Genomic DNA, 22,659 nt, shown 5'->3' on the forward strand with positions numbered 1-22,659 from the left:
TCAACAAGGAGACAGCGATGGCACTCGACGGAAAAACGGCGATCGTGACCGGCGGTGCCGGCGGTATCGGCTATGCAATTGCCGAGCGCTTCCTGCGCGAAGGCGCAAAGGTCGTGATCGCGGATATGGATGTCGAGAAGGGTGCGCGTGCGCTGGATGACCTGGAAAAGCTTGGCGATGCGCGCTTTGTGAAAACCGATGTCGGCAGGCGCCTCGACATACACAATCTCGTTGCGGCGACCCTCGATGCCTTCGGCGACATCGATATTCTTGTCTCGAATGCTGGCATCGTCCATGGGGCCGGTTTTCTCGACCTGAAGGAGGAAGATTTCGACCGTGTGCTGCGCGTGAACCTCAAGGGCGTCTTTCTGGCGGGCCAGGCGGTCGCCAAATTCATGGTCGAGAAAGTGGAGAAGGGCGGGCCGCCCGGCACCATCATCAATATGTCATCGATCAATGCCGTTCTGGCGATTCCCGACCAGGTTCCGTACACCATTTCCAAGGGCGGCGTGAACCAGCTTACCAAGGTGATGGCGCTTGCGCTTGCGCCCTATGGCATCCGGGTGAACGCGATCGGACCCGGCTCGATCATGACCGACATATTGAAGAGCGTGAACAATGACGAGGACGCGCGCGAACGCATTCTTTCGCGTACGCCGCTGGGTCGTATCGGCGATCCCGGCGAGATTGCCTCCATCGCGGCCTTTCTTGCATCCGCCGATGCCAGCTATGTGACGGGCCAGACCATCTATGCCGATGGCGGCCGGCTGCCGCTGAACTATACGGTGGCTGTGAAGCCCGAAGACTAAGCGGCAGGCGTTAACCTGACAAGATGCTGTCAGGAGGCCTGTGCGAGACTGTTCATGCATTCGAAATCGAGGAGTTTCGACCATGAACGGGATTCATCTGGGCCTCCGTGAAGCCGTCCTGCGTCTTGCAGTGCATTATCGCGATCATCGGCGGCGGGTTCGCACGGAGCGTATTCTCAATGATCTGCCCGTTTCGATCCGCAAGGATATAGGCTGGCCGAATCTTGCGGCCTGAAATGGAGGGCGCGGCGCTGTCGTGTGGAGCCGCCACACGTCGACTCCTGTCAAACATCCTGACAGAATGCTGTCAGGAGCCTTTTGGCATTGTAGCCGGGCATCGAGGGACGCGACATGAACAGCTTCATTCCTGCCAAGGCCGGCGAGACCAAGGCGTTGATGATGACGTCTCGGACCGGATGGAGCGGCACGGGGTTAGCCTTCGCCATCCTTTCGGCCACTTCCATGTGAGCTTGTTTCCGCATGCGCCGCGCCGACCGTCTTTTCCAGATCGTTCAGCATTTGCGTGGGGGCAGGCTCGTCACCGCCCGGATGCTCGGCGAGCGGCTCGAGGTTTCCGAGCGCACGATCTATCGCGATATCGCCGACCTGCAATCGACCGGCGTGCCGATCGACGGGGAGGCCGGTGTCGGCTACATCATGCGGGAGGGCTTCGAACTGCCGCCGCTGATGTTCACGCGTGACGAAATTGTGGCGCTCGTTGCCGGGGCGCGGATGGTGCGTGCATTCGGGGGCGCCGCCATGGCGCGGGCCGCTGAGGAGGCCCTGGTCAAGATCGGCACCGTCCTGCCGGAAAGCGAACGCGCCCGCATCTCCAGGACCGAAATCCATATGCCGGACTGGGTGGTGAGCGACTCGGATCGGATCACCATCGACGCCCTTGAGCGGGCGGTGGAAAACCGCGATGTCCTGAGGCTGGATTACCATGACGAAACCGGCCGCGGCACGGAGCGCGACATACGGCCACTCGGGCTCTGGTTCTGGGGCAAGGTCTGGACGCTGATCGCATGGTGCGAATTGCGTGAGGATTTCCGTGCCTTCCGCATCGACCGGATCGCGGCCGTGACCCCCACCGGCCGGACCTTCAAGCCGGAACGCGGCAAGCAGCTTGCCGACTTCTACCGCACGCTCGAAGTGAGGGACGGCGCGACCGGCAACGGCCGCGCCCACTGACGAGGGCCGAAACTACTCCTCGTCCTCGTTCTTTGACTTGAGCGAGGATAGCTTGGCGAAAACAGCCTCCGCGTCGAGTTCCTTTTCCTCGTCGGGAACTGCCTTCTCATTTTCGACCGGAAGCTGTTCGGTCTCGGAGGCCGGCAGGAGCGTATCGCCTGCGGGTACCTGAGGCTGCGTACCACGCGAAGCACGCTGGACCTCCATGTCGAGGTCGATCTGCGAGCAGAGGCCGAGCGTCACCGGGTCCATCGGTACCAGATTGGCCGAATTCCAGTGGGTGCGGTTGCGGATCTGCTCGATGGTCGATTTGGTCGTGCCGACCAGGCGCGAAATCTGGGCATCCTTCAATTCAGGATGGTTGCGCACCAGCCACAAAATAGCATTTGGCCTGTCCTGCCGCTTGGAAAGGGGCGTATAGCGCGGCCCCTTGCGCTTGGTCTCGGGCACCCGCACCTTCGGCTCCGAGAGCTTGAGGCGGTAATTGCTGTCCGCCTCGCCCTTGGCAATCTCCTCGCGGGTGAGCTGCCCCGTCATGACAGGGTCCATGCCCTTGATGCCCTGGGCCGCTTCGCCGTCGGCGATCGCCTTCACCTCGAGCGGGTGGAGTTTGCAGAACTGGGCGATCTGGTCGAAGGAAAGCGCAGTATTGTCCACCAGCCAGACGGCCGTCGCCTTCGGCATGAGAAGCGTGTTTGCCATCGCTAAAATTCCTCTTCTTCGCCCGCGTCCCTGGCGCGGGCGGTGGTCATAACCACCAATTTTCGTGGGAAATCATCCCGCATATAGCTTCATTCGCGCCATACCGCAATGAATTCTGCTGGCAATTGTCTTTGGGCATGTCAGGCGACGTCCAGGACGATCTTGCCTATGTGATTGCTCTCCTCCATGCGCTCATGGGCGCGCCAGGCATCCTTCAGCGGGAAGATCATATCCATGACCGGGGCTATCTTGCGTGCCGCCAGGAGCGGCCAGACCTTGGCTTCCAGCTCGCTCGCTATCTGTCCCTTGAAGGCGATGGGGCGCGGCCGCAACGTCGATCCGGTATGCGTCAGACGCTTGACCATGAGCCTGGAGAAATCCGCCATGCCCTTGGCGTCGTTCAATGTGGCGATCTGGACGATGCGCCCATCCTGCGCCGCTGCCGCATAATTCCGATCGACATAATCGCCGCCTACCATGTCTAGTATGACATCCGCTCCGTGCCCGTCGGTGGCTTTCTTCACGGCCTGGACGAAATCTTGCGAGCGATAATTGACGGCAAGATCAGCGCCGAGCTTGCGGCAAGCCTCACATTTCTCCTCCGAACCGGCCGTCGTCAGCACCTTGGCGCCAAAGGCGGAGGCAAGCTGGATGGCCGTCGTACCGATGCCGGAAGATCCGCCATGGACAAGAAAGACCTCGCCGGCTTTCAGGCCTCCGCGCTGGAAGACATTGTGCCAGACGGTGAAGAAGGTTTCGGGTATGGCCGCGGCTTCGGTAAAGGTAAAGCCATGCGGGATCGGCAGAGCGTTGGATTCGTGCACCACGCAATATTCCGCATAGCCGCCGCCGGGCGTGAGCGCCGTAACCGTCTCGCCGATATTCCAGCGCCTTGCCCCTTCGCCAAGCGCAGCCACCTCGCCGGAAACCTCCAGCCCCGGCAGATCCGAGGCACCGGGCGGCGGCGGATAGGCACCTTTTCGCTGCAGTACATCCGGCCGGTTCACACCCGCTGCCCGGACACGGATGAGAATCTCCCCATTCCCCGGTTTCGGGACCTCCCTTTTCTCGGGCTTCAGGACCATCGGTCCGCCAGGCTCACTGATTGCTATGGCAGTCATGCGATCCGGGATGGTTGTCATATGAATATCGTTCCCTCTGCTCGATCTGGCTATCCTTGTGCGCCCGAAACGGGTCCGGCAAATTTGCCTCCGCCCGCGACGCCTATGTATTCTGTTTGGGCAAACTGGCAACGGGAGGATGCTGCATGAGCATTTTCGACGAGGAAGGCCGGAAAATCATCCGCAATCACGAGATCGGCCAGGACATCTCGATGCTCTCGGTAGAGGAGCTGAATGCGCGAATCGTGCAGTTGCGGCAGGAGATCGAGCGCATCGAGCGCGAGCTTGCCGCGAAAGGATCAACAAAGGCCGCAGCCGAAGCATTGTTTCAGCGGAAATAGCGGCAAATCCATTCTAACGCCACGATTGCGGCCAAGAGGAAGCTGGCGAGGTTCCTGATTCCTCCTTGATTTTCGAAAGTTCCCTGATGCTTTCCGCCTTCGGTTCGATCCTAGCGCTCCTTTGCGGCACCGCCTTTCTTCTGGCTGCATCCGGTCTGCATTCGCTTCTCCTGCCCATCCGGGGTCAGGCGGAAGGATTTTCCACCTCCGCTCTCGGCCTTCTGGGCACCGCCTGGGCCGCCGGATTCGTCGCCGGCTGCTTTTTCGCACCCCGCCTGGTGCGCAGGGTCGGGCATGTGCGCGCCTTCGGCGCCTTCGCCGCGTCGGGCGCCATTATCGCGCTGCTTACCGGAATGTGGATCGACATGACGGCCTGGATCGTATTGCGGGCCTTTACGGGCTTCACAATGGCCGGCGCCTTCATGGTCATCGAAAGCTGGCTCAACGAGCGCGCCACCAACGAGAACCGCGGCACGGTGTTCGGGCTCTATATGATGGTCACCTATGCCTCGCTGATGGCAGGCCAGATGATGGTCGCGGTCGGGGACGTACAGACCACGGTCCTGTTCATGGTGACCGGCATCCTGTTCTGCCTGTCGCTCATCCCTACCGCTGTCTCCACCGCCGTAACGCCGCAGCCGCTCGCGGAAGTTTCGCTCGATCTGAAGGCTCTCTATCGCAATTCTCCGGTCGCCCTTGTCGGCTGCCTGCTGATCGGTATCGCCAACGGCGCCTGGGGGACGCTGGGAGCGGTCTATGGCGCCCAGATCGGCATCACAACGGCGCAGATCGCGTTGATGATGAGTCTTGTGGTGGTGGCCGGCGCCGTGATGCAGATTCCCGCGGGCCGCATTTCCGACATGACGGACCGCCGCTATGTGCTGGCTGGCGCCGCCCTCGGCTCGGCGCTGGTCGGCCTGCTGATCTTCCTGGCGTCACCGCGCAGCGCGGTGTTCGTCCTGCCGATGACGGCATGTTACGGCGCGCTGGCCTACACGCTCTATTCGATCGCCGTGGCCCATGCCAACGACCATGCATCGCCGGAAGATTTCGTTAAGGTTTCGGGCGGGCTGCTGCTGCTCTACGGTTTCGGCACCATGGTCGGCCCGCTTCTCGGAGGCTTCTTCATGCAATGGCTGAAACCTGAAAGCCTGTTTCTCGCCACCGCGCTTCCTCATCTCGGCCTCGCCTGTTACGCCGCTCTCCGCATCAGCCGCCGGGCGCCCGTGCCGATCGACGAGCGCGAAGCCTTCAACGTGTTGCCGGCCGAACGGGCCGTGACGCCGCAGGCCGTCATGCTGGACCCCCGCAGTGAAACCGAGGAGGAAACGACCCCTGAACCTGCCTGAATACCTGCAGTGATGCTGCGGCAAAAGGAAAGCCCGCGACCGGGATAGCCGCGGGCCGATATACATATAGGACTGGCGGTCCGGCTCAGCCGGTTCAATGCCGTACTTGACTGGTCCTCAGCTTCTCCATCTCGTCCTTGATGGCCAGCTTGCGTCGCTTGAGACTGGCGATTTCCAGATCGTCAATCGACGGGTGCATCATAGCCTCGTCGAGTTCGCGCTCCAGATCTCCATGTCTGCGCTTCAGCTCTGCAAGATGGGATTCAAGAGACATGACAGGCTCTCCCTTCGCTGGTTCCTCGTCGCCGTCTCCGAAAAAGGGGCGTCTGCTGTCCCGATTTCGTGACGGCACGATGACAGTCTGCCACTATCGGAAGCAGTTGTCGAACGGCTGGTGGTAGCATTTCCTGAAAGATCGAAATGTGATATGAGAGACGGCCCGGCGACGTGTAGCTGGGACCCTCCCTTGAGGCGCCCGGCGCCGGAGAATCTGCTGACGGAACAAGATGTCGGAACAGGAACAGGCTGATTTGCGTCTCGAATTTGCACGTTTGAAGCAGGATCATGCGGACTTCGACGCAGCCATCAACGCCATGATCGCGACGGGATGCGATCCTCTGCAAATCCAGCGCATGAAAAAGAAGAAACTCGCCGTCAAGGATCGCCTGACGCGCCTTGAGGATCGCATCATCCCCGACATCATAGCCTGATCAGCCGTCCTTGCGATAAGCGCAATAGTTGGCTAGGTCGGACAACGGTTTCTTCCGTTTTGAGGATTCGTATGGCCAAGGCACGCGCGGATGTCTGCATCATCATGGGCAGTCAGTCCGATTGGGCGACAATGCGGCATGCAGCCGAGACGCTGCAGGCGCTTGAAATTTCCCACGAAGCAAGGATCATCTCCGCTCACCGGACTCCGGACCGGCTCTACGAATTCGCCAAAGGCGCGAAGAAGGCCGGATTCAAGGTCGTCATTGCCGGTGCTGGGGGAGCGGCGCATCTGCCGGGAATGACGGCGGCCATGACACCGCTGCCCGTGTTCGGCGTGCCGGTGGAATCGAAGGCGCTGTCGGGCCAGGACTCGCTCCTCTCCATCGTGCAGATGCCGGGCGGCATACCGGTCGGCACGCTGGCGATCGGAAAGCCCGGCGCCATCAACGCGGCACTGCTGGCTGCTGCGGTGCTTGCCTTGTCGGATAATGCGCTGGCCGGGCGTCTGGATGCCTGGCGTGCCCGGCAAACCGACGCGGTCGCTGAAAAACCTTCGGATGGGGTTTGATGGCGCTGCCCTCAGGCGCAACCATCGGGATCATTGGCGGCGGGCAGCTTGGCCGCATGCTGGCCATGGCGGCGGCCCGGCTCGGCTACCGCACAGCTATCCTGGAGCCGCAGGCGGATTGTCCGGCGGCGCAGGTGGCGAATATCCATGTCGCCGCTGCCTATGACGACGCCGATGCTCTGGACCGGCTTGCCGACATGGTAGACATCGTCACCTACGAATTCGAGAATGTTCCCGTCGCGGCAGCCAAGAGGCTGGCCGCCAAGGCTGGTATTTTTCCGCCGCCGCGGGCGCTGGAAGTCGCGCAGGACCGTCTTGTCGAAAAGACCTTCCTCAATTCGATCGGCATCGCCACCGCGCCTTTCCTGGCGGTCGACAGCGACGAGGATCTGGCCGAGGGTCTTTCCGCCTTCGGCGGCAGCGGTATCTTGAAGACGCGCAGGCTTGGCTATGACGGCAAAGGGCAGCGGCTGTTCCGCGACGCGTCGGCTGCGGAAGCGGAAGGCGTCTTCGCGGCAATGGGCAGCGTGCCGCTTATCCTCGAAGGCTTCGTGCCCTTCGAAAGGGAGATATCCATCATCGCGGCGCGTGCCCAGGACGGTTCGATCATGGCCTATGATCCTGCCGAGAACGTCCACAGAAACGGAATCCTTCACCGATCCACCGTGCCGGCCGCCATATCGGACGAAGTGGCGCAGAAAGCGATGGATGCCGCCTCGGCCATCCTCTCCGCGCTGGACTATGTCGGCGTCATCGGGGTCGAATTCTTCGTCTTGGGCGACGGCATCCTGCTCGCTAATGAAATCGCGCCGCGAGTTCACAATTCCGGACACTGGACGGAGGCAGCTTGCGTCATCTCGCAGTTCGAGCAGCATATCCGCGCCATAGCAGGCCTGCCGCTGGGGGTGACCGCGCGGCATTCAGACTGTGTGATGGAGAACCTTGTCGGTGATGATGTCTCCCGTGCCCAGGCGCTTCTTTCCGAACCCGATCTGGTCCTCCATCTTTACGGCAAGGCAGAACCGCGTCCGGGCCGCAAGATGGGCCATTTCACGAGGATAGGCCGGAAATAACCGTTGCCGAGCTGAACGGGAGGCCCGGCTTCCGTCTCCGGACCGGAGACAGATACCCGTCTCTGTCCCGGAAGTCTGCCGGGGAGGTTGACAGGACGGAGCTCTCTCGTCTATGAGCCAGCGTCGAATTACAGCGCGCACGAGGGCGCGCCTTTCATTTAAGGCTCCAACGGGGCCGCAATGACGGATAAGAACAATGAAGATCAAGAATTCGCTCAAGGCGCTGAAGAGCCGCCATCGCGAGAATCGCATGGTTCGCCGCAAGGGCCGCATCTACATCATCAATAAGTCCAATCCGCGGTTCAAGGCGCGCCAGGGCTGATCGGCCGGATCCCCTTCACGCGAATTTTAGTTTGATCTCCGCATGGACGCGATTAGATTCGTGTCCATGCGGTTTCTGTTTGCATTCTGTTTTCTTGCCCTTCTGAGCATGCCGCCTGTCGCACGGGCGGCCGAAGACAGTGCTCAATCTCCCGTCCCTGCTGCATATGACAATGCTTCGCGCCTGGATCAGCTCTTCGGGGAGCTCAAGCGGGAGCGCAATGAAAAGGCTGCCGAACGCATCGCCGGCCGTATCTGGCATGCCTGGTTGAACTCCGGCAGCGCGACCGCCGATCTCCTTGTGCAATGGGCCATCGAGGCGACGAAGGAAAAGAAGTTCAATGTCGCGCTCGATTTCCTCGATCAGGTGGTCACGAAATATCCGGATTATGCCGAGGGATGGAATCGCAGGGCGACGGTCCATTTCATGATGAACAATTATTCCGAATCCATGACCGATATAGCCCGCACCCTGGAGCTTGAGCCCCGCCACTTCGGAGCCTTGACCGGGATGGCGAACATATTGGAAGCGACCGGCCGCAAGGAAGGCGCCCTTCAGGCGTACCAACGCGTCCTGGAAATCTATCCGATGATGCGTAGCGCGCAGGGATCGGTAACGAAACTTTCCGACGATCTCGCGGGCGAAGGCATTTGAATTCGCCATGGCGGCGCGGGCGGCCGCATCACATACGGTCAGATGCCGCCCATGCCGTCGGCGGATATATAGGCGATGCGGAGCATGTTGGTCGCCCCTGGCGTCCTTAGCGGCACGCCGGCGGTGATGATGATCCTGTCGCCAGCCTTGGCGAACTGTTCCTGATAGGCGATGCGGCAGGCGCGATTGACCATGTCGTCGAGGTCGTTGGCATCGGGGGTCACGACGCAATGGGTGCCCCATACAAGCGAAAGCCGGCGCGCCGTCTCCACGACCGGGGAAAGTGCGATGATCGGTACGCTGGGTCGCTCACGGGCCGCGCGCAGGCCGGTCGTGCCGGACGAGGTATAGGTGACGATGGCGGAAAGGTTGAGCGTTTCGGCGATTTGCCGGGCGGCGAGCGAAATGGCGTCGGCGCCGGTCGCTTCCGGCTCCGAGCGCTGCGCATTGATGATGCCGCCATAGGTCGGATCCAATTCGACTTGGCGCGCGATGGAATCCATGGTCGCGACCGCTTCGAAGGGATACTGCCCGGCCGCCGATTCCGCCGATAGCATGACGGCGTCAGCGCCTTCGAAGACAGCCGTCGCGACGTCCGAGACCTCGGCGCGCGTTGGAACCGGCGCCGATATCATGGATTCCAGCATCTGCGTCGCAACCACCACCGGTTTGCCGGCACGCCGGCAGGCACGGGTGATCTGCTTTTGGATGCCAGGAACCGTTTCCAGAGGCATTTCGACGCCGAGATCGCCGCGGGCGACCATCAGCGCATCCGAGAGCTCGATGATCTCCGGCAGACGCTTGACGGCTTGCGGCTTCTCGATCTTGGCCATGAGAGCGGCGCGCCCGCGCGCCACCTTGCGCACTTCCGCCAGATCCTCCGGCCGCTGGATGAAGGAGAGCGCAATCCAGTCGACCCCGGTCGCCAGCACCGCATCCAGGTCCTTGCGGTCCTTTTCGGTCAGCGCTCCCATCGGAAGCTCGGTATCCGGAAGGCTCACCCCCTTGCGGTCGGAAATCTTCGTGCCGGCCACGACCGTGCAGGTGATCGATTTCCCGTCGGCCTTCTCCGCCCTCAGATGCAGTCGCCCGTCATCGATCAGGAGCCTGTGGCCGGGCTCGACCGATTTCAGGATCTCGGGATGCGGAAGGTGGACCCGCGTGGCGTCGCCCGGCTCGGGATTGTCGTCGAGCGTGAATTTCTGACCGATCCCAAGCTGGACGCTGCCTTCGGCAAACTTGCCGACGCGCAGCTTCGGTCCTTGCAGATCGGCGAGAATGCCGATCGGTCGGTCGAGCTCGGCCTCGACATTGCGAATGCGCTCGACGAGCGTGCGCATCAGACTATGGTCGGTGTGACTCATATTGATGCGGAACGCGTCGGCTCCGACCTGGAGCAGCCTGCGGATGGAACTCTGTTCGGAGGAGGCCGGTCCGAGCGTGGCGAGGATCTTGACCTTGCGGCTGCGTCTCATTGCTGCGGCGTTCCCGTGACCGAAGCCGTTCCGTCCATTGCGGCGCCGTCGGTCAACTGAACCATCCAGTTCTCCTGCTCGCCGGTATCATATTCCTGAAAACCGGCGCGCTGGAAACCGCGCGCGAAACAGTCGTTGACGCCGGCTATCTTGAACTCCTTGTCGGCAACGCACATGTTGATTTTGCCCTCCCAGCGCCCGCCGCGCTCGGCATCCTCGGCATAAAGATAGTAGTAGCGCGACTGCAGCGGCCCTTCGATCAGGGTTTTGCAGGAGGAGCCTTCTATATGCCACCAGCCCTCGCTCACCCATCCGGTCTGGGCGCGGTAGCCGATGGCGACGCCGACGAGATTCTGCGTCGCATTGCAGACGCGAAAATCTGCGCGTGCCGGTGCCGCCGTTGCAAGAACGGCCAGGCTTGTTCCCGCTGCAACGGCGCAGAAGAGGATCGCGCGACGAAACATGTCCGATCCCGCAGAAACCATATTGAGACCCCGGGCCCGTGAAATCAGCATCACCTGTCTCTTTTCGGCAAACTCCATCCGCCTGTCAACGCGACCGGCCATCCTTGCTGCGATTTCATTCGGATGGTTGCGCCGAAACCGCTCCACATACCGCACGGGACCGTTTCGGCAAAAGCATGTCCAGATCGCGGCATTGCGCGAGCCGCCGCTTCATGGAAAGACGAAAACCGATATCTGAGATTCTCCCGGCATGAAGCATATGACCCGCATTTCCCAGTTCTCTCCGTTCGAGGTGGTCGAGGGCGACCGCGGCAAGGGATTGGTTCTCCTTGCCGACCATGCTGGCCGCGAGCTTCCGGAAGAGTATGGCAGCCTGGGCCTTCCGTCTGCGGAATTCGAGCGCCACATCGCCTATGACATCGGAGTGGAACAGGTGACGCGGCGGCTTGCGGCCTTGACGGGTGCGCCGGCCGTGATGGCTCGTTTTTCGAGGCTTCTGATTGATCCGAATCGCGGCGAGGACGATCCGACGCTGATCCGCCAGCTCTACGACGGCACGGTGGTGCCCGGAAATTATCCCATGAAGCCGGAGGAGCGGGCGCGCCGTATCGAGCTCTTTCACCAGCCCTATCATGATGCGGTCTCGGCGGTTATCGCCTCGGTCGCCGAAAAAACGGGCGCGCCTCCCTTCGTCCTTTCGGTGCATTCCTTCACCCCCTCTATGCAGGGTAGAAGCCGGCCCTGGCATGTCGGCATATTGTGGGATTCCGATCCGCGTGCGGCCGCTCCCTTGATCGAGGCGCTAGCAGCCGACGAAAGCCTGATCGTGGGCGACAACGAGCCCTATGACGGCGCCTTGCGCGGGGACACGATGTTCCGGCATTGCATCGTCAACGGCATCGCTCATGCGCTGGTCGAAATCCGCCAGGATCTGATCGCCGATGCGGCTGGTGCCGAGGCCTGGGCCCGGCGTCTTGCGCCTATCCTTGAAGAGATCAATGCGATGCCCGATATCCATGAGGTGAGAATGTTCGGTTCGCGCACCGGGCCGATCGAGGAGAAAGCAGCATGGTGAACTTGACGCAGGACCAGCAGCGTGATTTCGAGGCGGCGGCCTTTCGAAGGCTCCTGCAGCATTTGCGCGAGCGCACGGATGTCCAGAATATCGACCTGATGAATCTTGCCGGCTTTTGCCGCAACTGCCTGTCCAACTGGTATCGTGACGCCGCCCAGGAGACCGGCATCGAGCTTTCCAAGGAAGAGGCCCGCGAGATCGTCTACGGCATGCCCTATGCCGAATGGCAGGCGAAGTACCAGGCGGAGGCCTCTCCGGAGCAGAAGGCGGCCTTTGAACGCTCCCGCCCGGCCGATCATTGATCCGGCCGCTCCACAGGAGTTCCGTAACCGTCTTCAACGGCCTTGACCGCCGCTGCCTCGTGAGGCATCGAACCGCCTGTCTTCCGCCGCCCCGAGTCGCGGGCGCTTTCCAAGCAAGAGGTTGAGATGGACGAAGTGGCAACGCAGGACACCGTAGCAGCAGCCGAGCTCAGGCAGTTGATCGAACGTATCGAACGCCTGGAGGAGGAAAAGGCCACCCTGCAGGAAGACATCAAGGAAGTGATGGCGGAAGCAAAGGGTCGCGGATACGACACCAAGGCGATCCGCACCATCATCCGCTTGCGCAAGAAGGACCCGAACGAGCGCCAGGAGGAAGAGGCGATCGTCGAGCTCTACAAGAATGCGCTGGGAATGGTGTGACAGCATCCCCCGCATTCGCCGTTCTTGGATGACACCACATAGGCGCCAGGCTTTCCTGGCCCGGCGTCTTCACGCCAGGTGACGCATATTCACGAAAAAGTGCAATAGCTGCGGTTTTGTGGAACGAATCTGCTAAAATGGCCATATTGTCGCCGAACTGGCCGGCAACGGGCATTGCAGCAGGAGAAGCCGCAGCATGAAGCGAACCGCATTGCGCATGAAGACGCGATCGACGGTCCTTGGCCCGCTGGTATTGTCGACATTGCGGCAGGAGCGGAAATCCTTTCACGCGGCCCCTTACGAAAGCGAGCGGGACCATGCGCTGTTCGCTTCTTACAATGTCCATAAATGCGTGGGTATGGACGGCCAGTTCGATCCGGATCGTATATTGGATGTCATCGAGGAGATCGGGGCCGATGTGGTCGCCCTTCAGGAGGCCGACATGCGGTTTGGCGACCGCGCGGGCCTGCTCGACCTCCACGCCCTGAAGGGCAGAAGCGGGCTCGTCCCGGTACCACTGACCGGTACGCGCAAGGCCCATGGCTGGCATGGCAATGTCGTGCTTTTCCGTGAGGGTGTCGTCACCGGCGCCCGCCAGCTTTCGCTGCCCGGGGTCGAGCCGCGCGGTGCGCTGGTGGTGGATCTTTCCATGTCGAAAGGGCCGTTGCGCATTATCGCGGCCCATCTGGGACTGCTGCGCCGCTGTCGCACCCGTCAGGTCGCCGCCATCCTGTCCGCCGCCAAGGCCGATGACGAACGGCCTGTCCTTCTGATGGGCGATCTCAATGAATGGCGGCTCGGAAAACGGTCGGCGCTGCAGGCGCTGGAGCCGACATTTGGCCCGCTTCAGGCGACCGTCGCCAGCTTTCCGTCGCGCTTTCCGGTGTGGTCCCTTGACCGCATCCTCGCCAATCCGCACAGCCTGGTCTCGCGGATCGAGGTCCATGACACGCCGCTGGCGCGGGTCGCGTCGGACCATCTGCCGATCAAGGCACTGATCCGGCTGAGCGACCGCGCCGATCAGGATCCGCAAGTCGACGAGCTTGCACCGGCGGCCTGAATAGCGCATCCATCTCTCGGTTTTGGAAGCCTCCTCTACCGCCGCCGCGGCTCCGGTCGGATATTCGGAACGGCCTGTTCCGTCGCGCCATAGCGCCGCATGGCAGGGTGCCGCATTTGTCCCTTCGCTCAAAGGTGTTAGGCTTCGCTTGAGATTCATGCGGCTATGGATCGGAGACTGCGATGTTCGAAGGTTTCGATGCTCTCCTGCTGGCCCGTATCCAGTTTGCCTTTACGGTCTCTTTTCACTTCATCTTTCCGGCCTTCACGATCGGTCTGGCAAGCTATCTTGCCGTGCTGGAGGGCTTGTGGCTGTGGACGGGACGCGCGGTCTATCTGAACCTCTTCCGCTACTGGATTAAGATATTCGCGCTCAGCTTCGGCATGGGTGTCGTTTCCGGCATCGTGCTTTCCTATCAGTTCGGCACGAACTGGTCGGTGTTCTCCGATCGGGCGGGGCCGGTCATCGGTCCGCTGATGGCCTATGAGGTCCTGACAGCGTTTTTTCTAGAAGCCGGCTTCCTCGGAGTGATGCTGTTCGGGATGAGCCGTGTCGGCAAGGGGCTTCATTTCATCGCCACTCTCGCCGTCGCTGTCGGGACGCTCTTTTCCGCTTTCTGGATCCTGTCGGCCAATTCCTGGATGCAGACGCCGGTCGGCTATTCGACCAACGAGGCGGGGCAGTTCGTTCCAGAGGACTGGTGGCAGATCATCTTCAACCCGTCCTTCCCCTACCGTCTCGTCCACACGGTGCTCGGCGCCTATCTCACCACGGCTCTCGTGGTTGGCGCCGTGGGGGCCTGGCATCTCCTGCGCGACCGGAGCAATGAGGGCGCGCGGGTGATGTTTTCCATGGCCATGGGAATGGTGATCGTCACCGCCCCCATACAGATCGTCGCCGGCGATCTGCATGGGCTCAACACGCTCGAACATCAGCCGACCAAGATCATGGCTGTCGAAGGCCATTTCGAAAGCCATCCGGAAGGCGCGCCGCTCTATCTCTTCGGATTGCCCGACCGGGAGGCGGCGACTGTTCACTATCCGATCGCCATACCGCATGCCGGTTCGCTTATCCTGCGCCACAGCCTCACCGCCCCGATGGAGGGGCTGGAGACGGTTCCCAGGGAAGACTGGCCGCCGGTGGCGGTCGTGTTCTGGTCTTTCCGGATCATGGTCGGCCTTGGCCTGTTGATGCTGGCCCTCGGAGGCGTTGCCCTTCTCGCCCGCTGGCGGGGCAGGCTCTATGACTGGACGAACCTGCATCGTTTCGCGCTTGTCATGGGTCCGGCTGGCTTCGTCGCGGTTGTCGCCGGCTGGGTGACGACGGAGGTCGGCCGGCAACCATACACCGTCTACGGCCTCTTGCGGACGACGCAGTCCGCTTCGCCGCTCGACGCGCCGGCGGTCGCAACATCGCTGGTGGCCTTCATCATCGTCTATTTCGCCGTCTTTTCGGTGGGCGCCTGGTACATATTGCGGCTGATGTCCCATGCGCCGGCGGSCGCCGAATCGGAGCTTGACGGAGAAGGCGCACCSATCCGCACGGCCGGAATCACGCCGGCATCGGCCGTCGATCCGGATCGGACGCTCGGCACAAGCGCGGAAGGGAATTAGCCATGGATTTCCTTGACCTGCCGACCCTGTGGGCCTTCATTCTTGCTTTCGCCGTGTTCGCCTATGTCGTTCTTGACGGATTCGATCTCGGCATCGGCATACTGTTCCCCATGTTCGAAAGAGGCCTCGAGCGCGACAATGCGATGAATTCCGTGGCCCCCGTCTGGGACGGCAACGAGACCTGGCTGGTACTCGGTGGCGGCGGGCTGATGGCCGCCTTTCCTCTGGCTTATGCGATCGTCATGCCGGCGCTCTACGCGCCCATCATCGCCATGCTGCTGGCGCTCGTCTTCCGTGGCGTCGCCTTCGAATTCCGCTGGCGCGATCCCGGCCATCAGAGGTTCTGGGATCTGTCCTTTGCCGGCGGCTCGATTGTGGCCGCCCTCGCGCAGGGCATAACGCTCGGTGCGCTGCTGCAGGGTATCACCGTGGAGGGAAGGGAATATGCCGGCGGCTGGTGGGAATGGCTGTCGCCCTTCAGCTTGCTCACTGGCGTAAGCTTGGTGATCGGCTATGCTCTGCTCGGCGCAACCTGGCTGATCATGAAGACGGAGGGCTCCTTGCAGGATCATGCCTTCCGCTTTGCGCGGCTTGCCGGCATCGGCACCATCGCCTGCGTGGCGCTGGTCAGCGCCGTGACGCCGTGGCTGGAGGAGGCCTATTACCAGCGCTGGTTTGCCTGGCCGAGCGTCCTGTTCACGGCACAGGTGCCGCTGCTGGTGGCAATAGCGTCGGCAGCCTTCTTCTTCAGCCTGCAACGCCGCTACGAAAGACTGCCTTTCCTGCTGGCCCTTGGCCTTTTCGCTCTCAGCATGGTTGGCCTCGGCATCAGCATCTTTCCGGATATCGTGCCAGGAGCGGTCACCATACACGACGCGGCTGCACCTGAAGCCAGCCTGATCTTCATGCTGGTCGGCGCCGGAGTCCTGGTCCCGATCATTCTTGCCTATACCAGCTATTCCTACTGGATCTTCCGCGGCAAGGTCGGTCACGAAGGATATCATTGATGCCCGACGCGCCGGGGCCTTTGTGGCTGCGGATCCTGTGGTTCGTGGCCCTTTGGGCGGCGGGCGTAGGTGCGGTTGCCCTGGTCGGACTCGTTATCCGCTGGTTCCTGCTGTGACAGAGAACGCCGCTCCGGTGCACGGGGCGGCAGTTCTCGCTATTCGGCAGGTTCCTGGACCACTGCCGCGGCCGGTTTCTCCGTCGTCGCCGCCTTGTCTTTGCCGAAGAGCCTCATGACGACGACGAAAAAGACCGGGACGAAGAAGATCGCCAGGACCGTCGCCGAGATCATGCCGCCGAGGACGCCGGTACCGATGGCATTCTGACTGGCCGCACTGGCGCCCGTGGCGATCGCCAGAGGGACGACACCGAGCGTGAAGGCCAGCGACGTCATGAGGATCGGCCGGAAGCGCAGTCTCGCCGCCTCTATCGTGGCTTCGAGCAGGGATTTGCCCTCCGCCCGCAGGTCTTTCGCGAATTCGATGATCAGGATCGCGTTCTTGGCCGAAAGTCCGATGATCGTGATGAGCCCCACCTTGAAATAGACATCGTTCGGCATGTCCCGCAGCATGACGGCAAGCACCGCGCCGATAACGCCGAGAGGGACCACCAGCATGACCGCAAGGGGAATGGACCAGCTTTCATAAAGTGCTGCCAGGAGCAGGAACACGAAGATGACGGTCAGGCCTATCAGGAAAGGCGCCTGAGAGCCGGACTGGATCTCCTGCAGGGATTGGCCGGTCCATTCATAACCGAAGCCGTCGGCGAGTTCCGAGGCCAGCCGCTGCATTTCCTGGATGGCTGCGCCGGATGAATAGCCGGGTGCCGCGTTGCCGCTTATGCGCAGCGACGGGTAGCCGTTATAGCCGACGACCTGCGCCGAACCCTTCGTCCATTCGACGCTCGCCAGGGCCGACAGCGGCACCATGCCGCCATTGCTGTTGCGCACATTGAGGCTCAGCAGATCCTCCGCCTGCATTCTGTGGCCCTGATCCGCCTGCACGGTGACGCGCTGCATGCGGCCAGCATTGGGGAAGTCGTTGATGTAGCTGGAGCCGAGATTGGCCGAGATCGTGGAATTGATCTCGGCGAAAGTGACTCCGAACGTGTTCGCCTTTTCGCGGTCGATCAGCAGATTGAGCTGCGCCGCTTCCGGCATGCCTTCGACGCGCAGGCCGGTGAGTACCGGGCTTTGTGCGGCGGCCGCGAGCAGCGCGGCCTGGCCAAGAGCCGCGCGGTCCTGGAGCCGGAAGGTGAAGCCATTGGTCGTGCCGAGGCCCTGGATCGGCGGCGGCGAAAGCGCGAAGGNCGACGCGCAGGCCGGTGAGTACCGGGCTTTGTGCGCCGGCTTCCTTCATCGCGGCCTGGCCAAGAGCCGCGCGGTCCTGGAGCCGGAAGGTGAAGCCATTGGTCGTGCCGAGGCCCTGGATCGGCGGCGGCGAAAGCGCGAAGGCAATCGCATCCCTGATCTGCGAAAGCGCTCCATTGGCACGCTGGGCGATAGCCTCGGCCGAATTTTCGGCATCGCGTTCGTCCCAGTCATCGAGGGTTATGAAGGCCAGACCGGCATTGTCGCCCGCTCCCGCGAAGCTGAAACCTCGGATCATGACCGTCTGGTCGACGGCCTCTTCACTGGAAAAGAAGGCCTCGGCCTGCTTGATGACCTCCAGGGTACGGTTGCTGCTGGCTTCGGACGGCGTCTGCATGTCGACGATGATGAAGCCTTGGTCCTCGTTTGGAAGGAACGATGTCGGCAACTGGAGAAATGCCCAGCCGAGGCCGACCAGCAAGGCAAGATAGATAACCATCCAGCGGCCGGTGCGCTTCAGGATCCAGTTCACGCCGGACGAATAGCTACGGGTGGTCTTGTCAAAATTCCGGTTGAACCAGCCGAAAAAGCCCTTTTTCTCGTGGTGCCCTTGCCTGACCGGCTTCAGGAAGGTTGCGCACAGGGCCGGTGTCAGCGAAAGCGCAAGCATGCCCGAAAAGAGGATCGAAACGACCATCGTCAGCGAGAACTGCTGGTAAATGACGCCGACCGCACCCGGGAAGAAGGCCATCGGCACGAACACCGCCGTCAGCACCAAGGTGATGCCGATGATGGCGCCGCTGATCTGCTTCATGGCCTTGCGTGTCGCCTCGGCCGGCGGCAGGCCTTCCTCGGCCATGATGCGCTCGACATTCTCCACCACCACGATCGCGTCATCGACGAGAATGCCGATGGCGAGGACCATGGCGAACATGGTGAGCACATTGATGGAAAAGCCCGTCGCCAGCATAACCGCGCAGGTCCCGAGCAGCGCCACCGGCACGACCAGAGTCGGTATGACCGTGTAGCGGAAGCTCTGCAGGAACAGGAACATGACAAGAAAGACGAGCACCATCGCCTCAAGCAGCGTATGGATCACCTTCTCGATGGAGACCGCCACGAAAGGAGAGGTGTCATAGGGGATGACATATTCCACCCCTTCGGGGAAGTACCGGGCAAGTTCCGCCACCTTGTCCCGCACGGCCTGCGATGTCGCCATGGCGTTGCCGGAGGAGGCAAGCTGGACGCCGATGGCCGCGCCGGGCTGGCCATTGATGCGGGTGGAGAAGTTGTAGCTTTCCGCACCAAGTTCCACGCGCGCCACGTCACGCAAGCGAACCGAGGAGCCATCCGGGTTGGCGCGAAGCACGATCGCTCCGAATTCTTCGGGCGTCGTCAATTGCCCCTTGACGAGCACCGTCGCTGAAATCTGCTGCGTTATCGGGTTGGGCTGCGCGCCGATGCGGCCCGCCGCCACCTGTGCGTTCTGCGAGCCGATGGCGGCAGTGATGTCGGCGGTTGTCAGATTGAACCCGACCATCTTGTCGGGATCGACCCAGACGCGCATGGCCCGCTGGCTGGCGAAGATCTGCGCCCGCCCGACGCCGTTGATGCGCCGGATCTCCCCGGCAATATTGCGGTTGATGTAATCGCCGAGCTCGACCACGCCCATTCTGCCGTCGGTCGAGATGAGGGCAACGACCATGAGGAAGCTGCTGCTTGAATCCTCGATCTGCAGGCCCTGCTGGGCCACCACCTGCGGCAGSCGTGCCTCGACGCGGCGGATTGCGTTCTGCACGTCGATTGCAGCCTGGCTCGAATCCGTGCCCGGCTCGAAGGTCGCGGTGATCGAAACCCGTCCCGAAGTATCCGAGGTTGATTCGAAATAGAGCAGGTTTTCGACGCTGTTCAGTTCGTCCTCGATGGGCCGCGTGACGCTGCGATAGATATCCTCGGGTGCGGCGCCCGGATAGTTGGTGGAGATCGAGATCTGCGGCGGCGCGACATTCGGATATTGCGACACGGGCAATTGCGGGATGGCGAGCAGGCCCGCAAGAACGATGAAGATGGCGACCACCCACGCAAAAACGGGGCGGCCAATGAAGAACTGGGCCATCGGGGCGCCTCTTATCTTACGGTTTCGGCCTTTGCGAGCTTCCGGTTTTCAGGCTCGTTGGTGCCAGCCGATGAAAGCTGCCGGTTCTGGGGCTTCCATTCTTCCGCGATCACCTGTGCTCCCGGCCGGATCTTCTGGAAACCTTCGACGACGATCTTCTGTCCAGGCTCCAGGCCGTTTTCGATCAGCCAACGGTCGCCTATCGCTCTGCCAACGGTTACCACGGTCATCTCGGCAATGCCCTCTCCATTGACCGTATAGACCTGCGCCTGTCCGGTGGCGTCACGCTGGATGGCCTGCTTGGGCACGGCAATGGCCTGCTGCTGCACGCCCTGCTCGATCAGGACACGCATATACATGCCCGGCAGGAGATCGCCGTCAGGATTGGGGAACTCAGCCCGCAAGGTCACCTGGCCTGTCGTGGCGTCAACGGCAGCTTCCTGGAAGAGCAGCTTGCCCGCATGTTCATATTCGCTGCCGTCGTCATATTTCAGACGTACGCGCGCGGCACCTTCGCCGGCCTGCGCAAGCTTTCCCGATTCCAGCGCCTTTTTCAGGCGCAGCATTTCATTCACCGGCTGGGTGAAGTCGACATAGATCGGGTCGAGCTGCTGGATGGTCGCCAGGCTCTCGGCATTGTTGGGATTGACCAGCGCTCCTTCGGTAATCAATGCGCGGCCGATTCTGCCGGAGATCGGCGCCTTTACATTCGCGTAGTCGAGATCGAGCCGCGCGGCGGCGAGACCGGCTTCGGCAATGGCCACATCGGCATTTGCCTGGGCGAGCGCAGCGATGGCGTCGTCCCTCTGCTGCTGGCTGACAATGTTGCGGTCGCTCAGCTTCTCCTGCCGTTCGGCAAGCTGCCGCGCCTGGAGCTGCGAAGCCTTGGCCCGCTCGAGGGTGGCCTCGGCGCTCTCCACCTGGACGCGGAAGGGCTGCGGATCGATGCGATAGAGCACATCGCCCTCTTCGACGAGGCTGCCTTGCTCGAAGACGCGCTCCACTACGATGCCGGAAATGCGCGGTCGCACCTCGGCGATGCGCGTGGGAGCGACGCGCCCGGGAAGCTCGTTGAGGATGGGTATGCGTTCCGCCTTCAGCTCTACGACGCTGACGGCCGGCGGGGGCATCTGGGCCGGTGCTTCGGCGGCGCTGTCGGCTTCGCTGCAGGCGGAGGCGATGGCCAGAAGGGCTATTGCGAAGGCAAATTTGATCGATGCAGATATCGGGCGCATGAGAAATCCGTGAAAATCAGGAAAGTATCGGGCTAAATTCCATCCGGTCGGTTAATATTGCAGCGCACAATAAGACTGCCAAGCCTCTATTGCACTGCAACAGTATGTGAACTCTGTCCCAAAGGCTGATTGCCGCCCGGGCGTCAGATGGGCGCGCCGTCCGGCCGATACAACTTCATGGGATGCTGTTTCTCTCCACGAAGGGTTCAAATCCCTGTGAAATCCGTTGCCCGGCTGGTCGTCATGCAGTCGGTCGGCCAGGTCGAAGCAGGGAAGCGCGGGACGAGATCATATGGAAGGCGGCGACTTGGTGGAGCTGAGGGGAATCGAACCCCTGACCTCATCATTGCGAACGATGCGCTCTCCCAACTGAGCTACAGCCCCGTTTCGCCGGATCGGGCCGCATTTAGGTCTCGGGTCCGCGGACTGTCAAGCCGCGAGTTGCATGCCGCGCCGCCAGTGGCTACATGTCGCGAAACCTATTTGGAGAACGGCATGCTAGCGCTTATCCAGACCATCGTCCTTGCGCTCGACATCTTCTGGTGGATCATCATCCTCTCGGCGATCTTTTCCTGGCTCTATGCCTTCAATGTCGTCAATCCGCGCAATCAGTTCGTAGGAATGATCGGAAACGCGCTGTTCCGCATAACCGAGCCAGCGTTGAGACCGATCCGCAACCTCCTTCCCGATCTTGGCGGCATCGACATCTCGCCCATCATCCTGCTTCTCATCATCTTCTTCATCCGGCAGTTCCTGATCACCACCGTGGCGCCTGCGATCCTTTGAAGGCAAAGCCGCCTGCCTATCTGCGTGTCGAGGGAGACGGCGTCGCCGTCTTCATTCGCCTGACGCCAAAATCCTCGAAGGATGCGTTGGACGGCGTTGGCGAAACCGGCGACGGTCGGCTGCATCTGAAGGCGCGGGTGCGTGCCATTCCCGAAGATGGCAAGGCCAATAAGGCGCTGACAAGTCTTCTTGCCGACAGGATCGGCGTGCCTGCCAGCAGCCTGTCGGTCGTTTCAGGCCATACGTCACGCCTCAAGACGGTCTTTGTCCAGGGAGATCCCGAGCAGCTCCTTCGCATGATGGCTGACTTAGCATCACGGTGATTCGGCTCACTGCCAAGCCGATAGGCCGGAAGACAAAAAGCCGCTATCCTCTTCTGATCGGGAGGAGATCATTCATGCGCACTGCTCTTGCCTTGCTTGCCTTTCTGCCGGCCGCGGCCGTGGCCGCGGATATCACCAGCGAATATACCGAGCTCGACACCGAGCGCGATTGTGCCGTCCTCGAAGCAGCACCCGAAGGCGAGGGAGACTGGCGGACGATGAGCTGCACCGGCTGGCGCGGCTATCCTATTGTTCTGCAATATAATGACGTGCGGGAATCGATCTTCTACGGTTTTCCGCCCGCCGGCGACGGCGCATTGGTATGGGAGAGCTTCGATGCGTTCAATCATGCCGGCACCCGCATAGAGTGGCGCATTCTTGCGGACGGGGTGGCTCGTCTGCCGCTCGCGACAATCCATCGCTGGCTCGTTTCCGATGCCGACGATCCGCAAAAGGAGACCGAGGTGCTCGTCGTGGAGAAGGTTGCGGGCATGGCAGAGCGGGACGGCTGCGCCATTGGCTATGTCGTGGCTACAGGAAACACGGATGCCAATGAAAAAGCGCGCAGGATCGCCGACGGGCAGACGGTGGATTTCGTCTGCGGCGCCGACCAGCCCGTCTTGGACAGCGGGGAGGTTCCCGTCCCCTCCTTCAACCGCGTCGAGAGCGAATAG

At 61.8% G+C, this 22,659-nt stretch carries 26 protein-coding genes, 1 tRNA gene and 2 pseudogenes; 20 read left to right on the forward strand and 9 right to left on the reverse strand.

From position 1 onward, the window contains the following. The first annotated feature begins 17 nt into the window (after positions 1–17). The 3 genes from L598_RS21025 (at position 18) to L598_RS21030 (ending at position 2,000) form a co-directional block, all read left to right on the forward strand. Entirely contained in the window at positions 18–809 is a 792-nt protein-coding gene (locus L598_RS21025) for an SDR family oxidoreductase (RefSeq protein ID WP_144865979.1), read from the forward strand. 82 nt (positions 810–891) lie between these two features. Then, on the forward strand, positions 892–1,044 hold the full coding sequence (locus L598_RS21570; protein WP_186445138.1) for a hypothetical protein: 153 nt from the start codon (positions 892–894) through the stop codon (positions 1,042–1,044). Between the two features lie 245 nt (positions 1,045–1,289). After that, positions 1,290–2,000: a YafY family protein gene (locus L598_RS21030; RefSeq protein ID WP_144865982.1), complete on the forward strand. Its 711-nt coding sequence runs from the start codon at positions 1,290–1,292 to the stop codon at positions 1,998–2,000. Between the two features lie 12 nt (positions 2,001–2,012). Here L598_RS21030 and L598_RS21035 read toward each other — a convergent pair whose 3' ends face one another. Continuing rightward, positions 2,013–2,702: a DUF1013 domain-containing protein gene (locus L598_RS21035; RefSeq protein ID WP_144865985.1), complete on the reverse strand. Its 690-nt coding sequence runs from the start codon at positions 2,700–2,702 to the stop codon at positions 2,013–2,015. A gap of 140 nt (positions 2,703–2,842) precedes the next feature. Beyond that, positions 2,843–3,844 carry an NAD(P)H-quinone oxidoreductase gene (locus tag L598_RS21040; protein WP_144865988.1) on the reverse strand — a complete coding sequence of 334 codons (1,002 nt, stop codon included), beginning with the start codon at positions 3,842–3,844 and terminating at the stop codon, positions 2,843–2,845. Between the two features lie 125 nt (positions 3,845–3,969). Here L598_RS21040 and L598_RS21045 point away from each other — a divergent pair, with 125 nt between their 5' ends. Further along, on the forward strand, positions 3,970–4,164 hold the full coding sequence (locus L598_RS21045) for a DUF1192 domain-containing protein (RefSeq protein ID WP_144865991.1): 195 nt from the start codon (positions 3,970–3,972) through the stop codon (positions 4,162–4,164). Between the two features lie 86 nt (positions 4,165–4,250). Next, positions 4,251–5,513, forward strand: coding sequence for an MFS transporter (locus L598_RS21050; RefSeq protein WP_144865996.1), 1,263 nt, complete (start codon positions 4,251–4,253; stop codon positions 5,511–5,513). A 94-nt stretch (positions 5,514–5,607) separates the two neighbouring features. On the opposite strand, the gene L598_RS21055 is transcribed toward L598_RS21050, so the two are convergent. Next, positions 5,608–5,787 (reverse strand): DUF465 domain-containing protein, encoded by a 180-nt coding sequence (locus L598_RS21055; protein ID WP_144865999.1) that lies wholly within the window; start codon positions 5,785–5,787, stop codon positions 5,608–5,610. A 232-nt stretch (positions 5,788–6,019) separates the two neighbouring features. Between L598_RS21055 and L598_RS21060 the strand changes: the two genes are divergently transcribed. The 5 genes from L598_RS21060 (at position 6,020) to L598_RS21080 (ending at position 8,841) form a co-directional block, all read left to right on the forward strand. Further along, on the forward strand, positions 6,020–6,223 hold the full coding sequence (locus L598_RS21060; protein ID WP_144866002.1) for a YdcH family protein: 204 nt from the start codon (positions 6,020–6,022) through the stop codon (positions 6,221–6,223). A 71-nt stretch (positions 6,224–6,294) separates the two neighbouring features. Beyond that, the gene (purE, locus tag L598_RS21065) at positions 6,295–6,792 is read left to right on the forward strand and encodes a 5-(carboxyamino)imidazole ribonucleotide mutase (RefSeq protein WP_144866005.1); all 498 of its coding nucleotides are present in this window, start codon (positions 6,295–6,297) and stop codon (positions 6,790–6,792) included. Beyond that, positions 6,792–7,865, forward strand: a complete 1,074-nt coding sequence (locus L598_RS21070; protein WP_144866008.1) for a 5-(carboxyamino)imidazole ribonucleotide synthase — start codon at positions 6,792–6,794, stop codon at positions 7,863–7,865. The genes purE and L598_RS21070 overlap by 1 nt, the downstream gene beginning before the upstream one ends. A 196-nt stretch (positions 7,866–8,061) precedes the next feature. Then, a complete protein-coding gene (gene ykgO / locus L598_RS21075) occupies positions 8,062–8,187 on the forward strand; it encodes a type B 50S ribosomal protein L36 (RefSeq protein ID WP_008596917.1) in 126 nt (41 codons plus the stop codon). 66 nt (positions 8,188–8,253) lie between these two features. Next, the gene (locus tag L598_RS21080) at positions 8,254–8,841 is read left to right on the forward strand and encodes a tetratricopeptide repeat protein (RefSeq protein WP_144866011.1); all 588 of its coding nucleotides are present in this window, start codon (positions 8,254–8,256) and stop codon (positions 8,839–8,841) included. Between the two features lie 38 nt (positions 8,842–8,879). On the opposite strand, the gene pyk is transcribed toward L598_RS21080, so the two are convergent. Together pyk and L598_RS21090 are read right to left on the reverse strand one after the other, a co-directional pair. Continuing rightward, on the reverse strand, positions 8,880–10,316 hold the full coding sequence (gene pyk / locus L598_RS21085; RefSeq protein ID WP_144866014.1) for a pyruvate kinase: 1,437 nt from the start codon (positions 10,314–10,316) through the stop codon (positions 8,880–8,882). Next, entirely contained in the window at positions 10,313–10,780 is a 468-nt protein-coding gene (locus L598_RS21090) for a DUF1036 domain-containing protein (protein ID WP_348642782.1), read from the reverse strand. Before L598_RS21090 ends, pyk begins: the two co-directional genes overlap by 4 nt. A 259-nt stretch (positions 10,781–11,039) precedes the next feature. Between L598_RS21090 and L598_RS21095 the strand changes: the two genes are divergently transcribed. The 7 genes from L598_RS21095 to L598_RS21675 all read left to right on the forward strand — a co-directional run bounded on the left by L598_RS21095 (position 11,040) and on the right by L598_RS21675 (position 16,334). Continuing rightward, a complete protein-coding gene (locus L598_RS21095) occupies positions 11,040–11,855 on the forward strand; it encodes an N-formylglutamate amidohydrolase (RefSeq protein ID WP_144866131.1) in 816 nt (271 codons plus the stop codon). Next, on the forward strand, positions 11,849–12,157 hold the full coding sequence (locus tag L598_RS21100) for a DUF1244 domain-containing protein (RefSeq protein ID WP_144866017.1): 309 nt from the start codon (positions 11,849–11,851) through the stop codon (positions 12,155–12,157). Before L598_RS21095 ends, L598_RS21100 begins: the two co-directional genes overlap by 7 nt. A gap of 126 nt (positions 12,158–12,283) precedes the next feature. After that, entirely contained in the window at positions 12,284–12,538 is a 255-nt protein-coding gene (locus L598_RS21105; protein ID WP_144866020.1) for a DUF2312 domain-containing protein, read from the forward strand. Between the two features lie 196 nt (positions 12,539–12,734). Next, a complete protein-coding gene (locus tag L598_RS21110) occupies positions 12,735–13,598 on the forward strand; it encodes an endonuclease/exonuclease/phosphatase family protein (RefSeq protein ID WP_246658870.1) in 864 nt (287 codons plus the stop codon). A 182-nt stretch (positions 13,599–13,780) separates the two neighbouring features. Then, the gene (locus L598_RS21115) at positions 13,781–15,211 is read left to right on the forward strand and encodes a cytochrome ubiquinol oxidase subunit I (RefSeq protein WP_144866023.1); all 1,431 of its coding nucleotides are present in this window, start codon (positions 13,781–13,783) and stop codon (positions 15,209–15,211) included. Positions 15,212–15,213: 2 nt separating this feature from the next. Then, positions 15,214–16,218 carry a cytochrome d ubiquinol oxidase subunit II gene (gene cydB, locus L598_RS21120; protein WP_144866026.1) on the forward strand — a complete coding sequence of 335 codons (1,005 nt, stop codon included), beginning with the start codon at positions 15,214–15,216 and terminating at the stop codon, positions 16,216–16,218. Then, positions 16,218–16,334, forward strand: coding sequence for a DUF2474 domain-containing protein (locus tag L598_RS21675; protein WP_144866029.1), 117 nt, complete (start codon positions 16,218–16,220; stop codon positions 16,332–16,334). Before cydB ends, L598_RS21675 begins: the two co-directional genes overlap by 1 nt. A gap of 39 nt (positions 16,335–16,373) precedes the next feature. Here L598_RS21675 and L598_RS21130 read toward each other — a convergent pair. From L598_RS21130 to L598_RS21145, 4 genes and pseudogenes are all read right to left on the reverse strand, one after another. Further along, a pseudogene (locus L598_RS21130) lies at positions 16,374–17,489 on the reverse strand (efflux RND transporter permease subunit); the annotation flags it as partial. 40 nt (positions 17,490–17,529) lie between these two features. Continuing rightward, positions 17,530–19,641 (reverse strand): annotated as a pseudogene (locus L598_RS21135) (efflux RND transporter permease subunit); the annotation flags it as partial. Positions 19,642–19,652: 11 nt separating this feature from the next. Continuing rightward, the gene (locus L598_RS21140; protein WP_246658875.1) at positions 19,653–20,771 is read right to left on the reverse strand and encodes an efflux RND transporter periplasmic adaptor subunit; all 1,119 of its coding nucleotides are present in this window, start codon (positions 20,769–20,771) and stop codon (positions 19,653–19,655) included. Positions 20,772–21,184: 413 nt separating this feature from the next. Next, positions 21,185–21,260 (reverse strand) — tRNA-Ala (locus L598_RS21145). Positions 21,261–21,371: 111 nt separating this feature from the next. Between L598_RS21145 and L598_RS21150 the strand changes: the two genes are divergently transcribed. The 3 genes from L598_RS21150 to L598_RS21160 all read left to right on the forward strand — a co-directional run bounded on the left by L598_RS21150 (position 21,372) and on the right by L598_RS21160 (position 22,659). After that, positions 21,372–21,662 carry a YggT family protein gene (locus tag L598_RS21150; protein ID WP_144866035.1) on the forward strand — a complete coding sequence of 97 codons (291 nt, stop codon included), beginning with the start codon at positions 21,372–21,374 and terminating at the stop codon, positions 21,660–21,662. After that, a complete protein-coding gene (locus L598_RS21155) occupies positions 21,659–21,985 on the forward strand; it encodes a DUF167 family protein (protein WP_144866038.1) in 327 nt (108 codons plus the stop codon). The genes L598_RS21150 and L598_RS21155 overlap by 4 nt, the downstream gene beginning before the upstream one ends. Positions 21,986–22,059: 74 nt before the next feature. Continuing rightward, entirely contained in the window at positions 22,060–22,659 is a 600-nt protein-coding gene (locus L598_RS21160) for a hypothetical protein (protein ID WP_144866042.1), read from the forward strand.

It is taken from the genome of Mesorhizobium sp. J18, assembly GCF_007829525.1.
GTDB lineage: Bacteria > Pseudomonadota > Alphaproteobacteria > Rhizobiales > Rhizobiaceae > VLJP01.

Bases quoted from the DNA above. Each gene is read 5' to 3' on its own strand.
- L598_RS21025 (WP_144865979.1), top strand. From the start codon at position 18: ATGGCACTCGACGGAAAAACGGCGATCGTGACCGGCGGTGCCGGCGGT.
- L598_RS21570 (WP_186445138.1), top strand. From the start codon at position 892: ATGAACGGGATTCATCTGGGCCTCCGTGAAGCCGTCCTGCGTCTTGCA.
- L598_RS21030 (WP_144865982.1), top strand. From the start codon at position 1,290: ATGCGCCGCGCCGACCGTCTTTTCCAGATCGTTCAGCATTTGCGTGGG.
- L598_RS21035 (WP_144865985.1), bottom strand. From the start codon at position 2,702: ATGGCAAACACGCTTCTCATGCCGAAGGCGACGGCCGTCTGGCTGGTG.
- L598_RS21040 (WP_144865988.1), bottom strand. From the start codon at position 3,844: ATGACAACCATCCCGGATCGCATGACTGCCATAGCAATCAGTGAGCCT.
- L598_RS21045 (WP_144865991.1), top strand. From the start codon at position 3,970: ATGAGCATTTTCGACGAGGAAGGCCGGAAAATCATCCGCAATCACGAG.
- L598_RS21050 (WP_144865996.1), top strand. From the start codon at position 4,251: ATGCTTTCCGCCTTCGGTTCGATCCTAGCGCTCCTTTGCGGCACCGCC.
- L598_RS21055 (WP_144865999.1), bottom strand. From the start codon at position 5,787: ATGTCTCTTGAATCCCATCTTGCAGAGCTGAAGCGCAGACATGGAGAT.
- L598_RS21060 (WP_144866002.1), top strand. From the start codon at position 6,020: ATGTCGGAACAGGAACAGGCTGATTTGCGTCTCGAATTTGCACGTTTG.
- purE (WP_144866005.1), top strand. From the start codon at position 6,295: ATGGCCAAGGCACGCGCGGATGTCTGCATCATCATGGGCAGTCAGTCC.
- L598_RS21070 (WP_144866008.1), top strand. From the start codon at position 6,792: ATGGCGCTGCCCTCAGGCGCAACCATCGGGATCATTGGCGGCGGGCAG.
- ykgO (WP_008596917.1), top strand. From the start codon at position 8,062: ATGAAGATCAAGAATTCGCTCAAGGCGCTGAAGAGCCGCCATCGCGAG.
- L598_RS21080 (WP_144866011.1), top strand. From the start codon at position 8,254: ATGCGGTTTCTGTTTGCATTCTGTTTTCTTGCCCTTCTGAGCATGCCG.
- pyk (WP_144866014.1), bottom strand. From the start codon at position 10,316: ATGAGACGCAGCCGCAAGGTCAAGATCCTCGCCACGCTCGGACCGGCC.
- L598_RS21090 (WP_348642782.1), bottom strand. From the start codon at position 10,780: ATGTTTCGTCGCGCGATCCTCTTCTGCGCCGTTGCAGCGGGAACAAGC.
- L598_RS21095 (WP_144866131.1), top strand. From the start codon at position 11,040: ATGACCCGCATTTCCCAGTTCTCTCCGTTCGAGGTGGTCGAGGGCGAC.
- L598_RS21100 (WP_144866017.1), top strand. From the start codon at position 11,849: ATGGTGAACTTGACGCAGGACCAGCAGCGTGATTTCGAGGCGGCGGCC.
- L598_RS21105 (WP_144866020.1), top strand. From the start codon at position 12,284: ATGGACGAAGTGGCAACGCAGGACACCGTAGCAGCAGCCGAGCTCAGG.
- L598_RS21110 (WP_246658870.1), top strand. From the start codon at position 12,735: ATGAAGCGAACCGCATTGCGCATGAAGACGCGATCGACGGTCCTTGGC.
- cydB (WP_144866026.1), top strand. From the start codon at position 15,214: ATGGATTTCCTTGACCTGCCGACCCTGTGGGCCTTCATTCTTGCTTTC.
- L598_RS21675 (WP_144866029.1), top strand. From the start codon at position 16,218: ATGCCCGACGCGCCGGGGCCTTTGTGGCTGCGGATCCTGTGGTTCGTG.
- L598_RS21140 (WP_246658875.1), bottom strand. From the start codon at position 20,771: ATGCCCCCGCCGGCCGTCAGCGTCGTAGAGCTGAAGGCGGAACGCATA.
- L598_RS21150 (WP_144866035.1), top strand. From the start codon at position 21,372: ATGCTAGCGCTTATCCAGACCATCGTCCTTGCGCTCGACATCTTCTGG.
- L598_RS21160 (WP_144866042.1), top strand. From the start codon at position 22,060: ATGCGCACTGCTCTTGCCTTGCTTGCCTTTCTGCCGGCCGCGGCCGTG.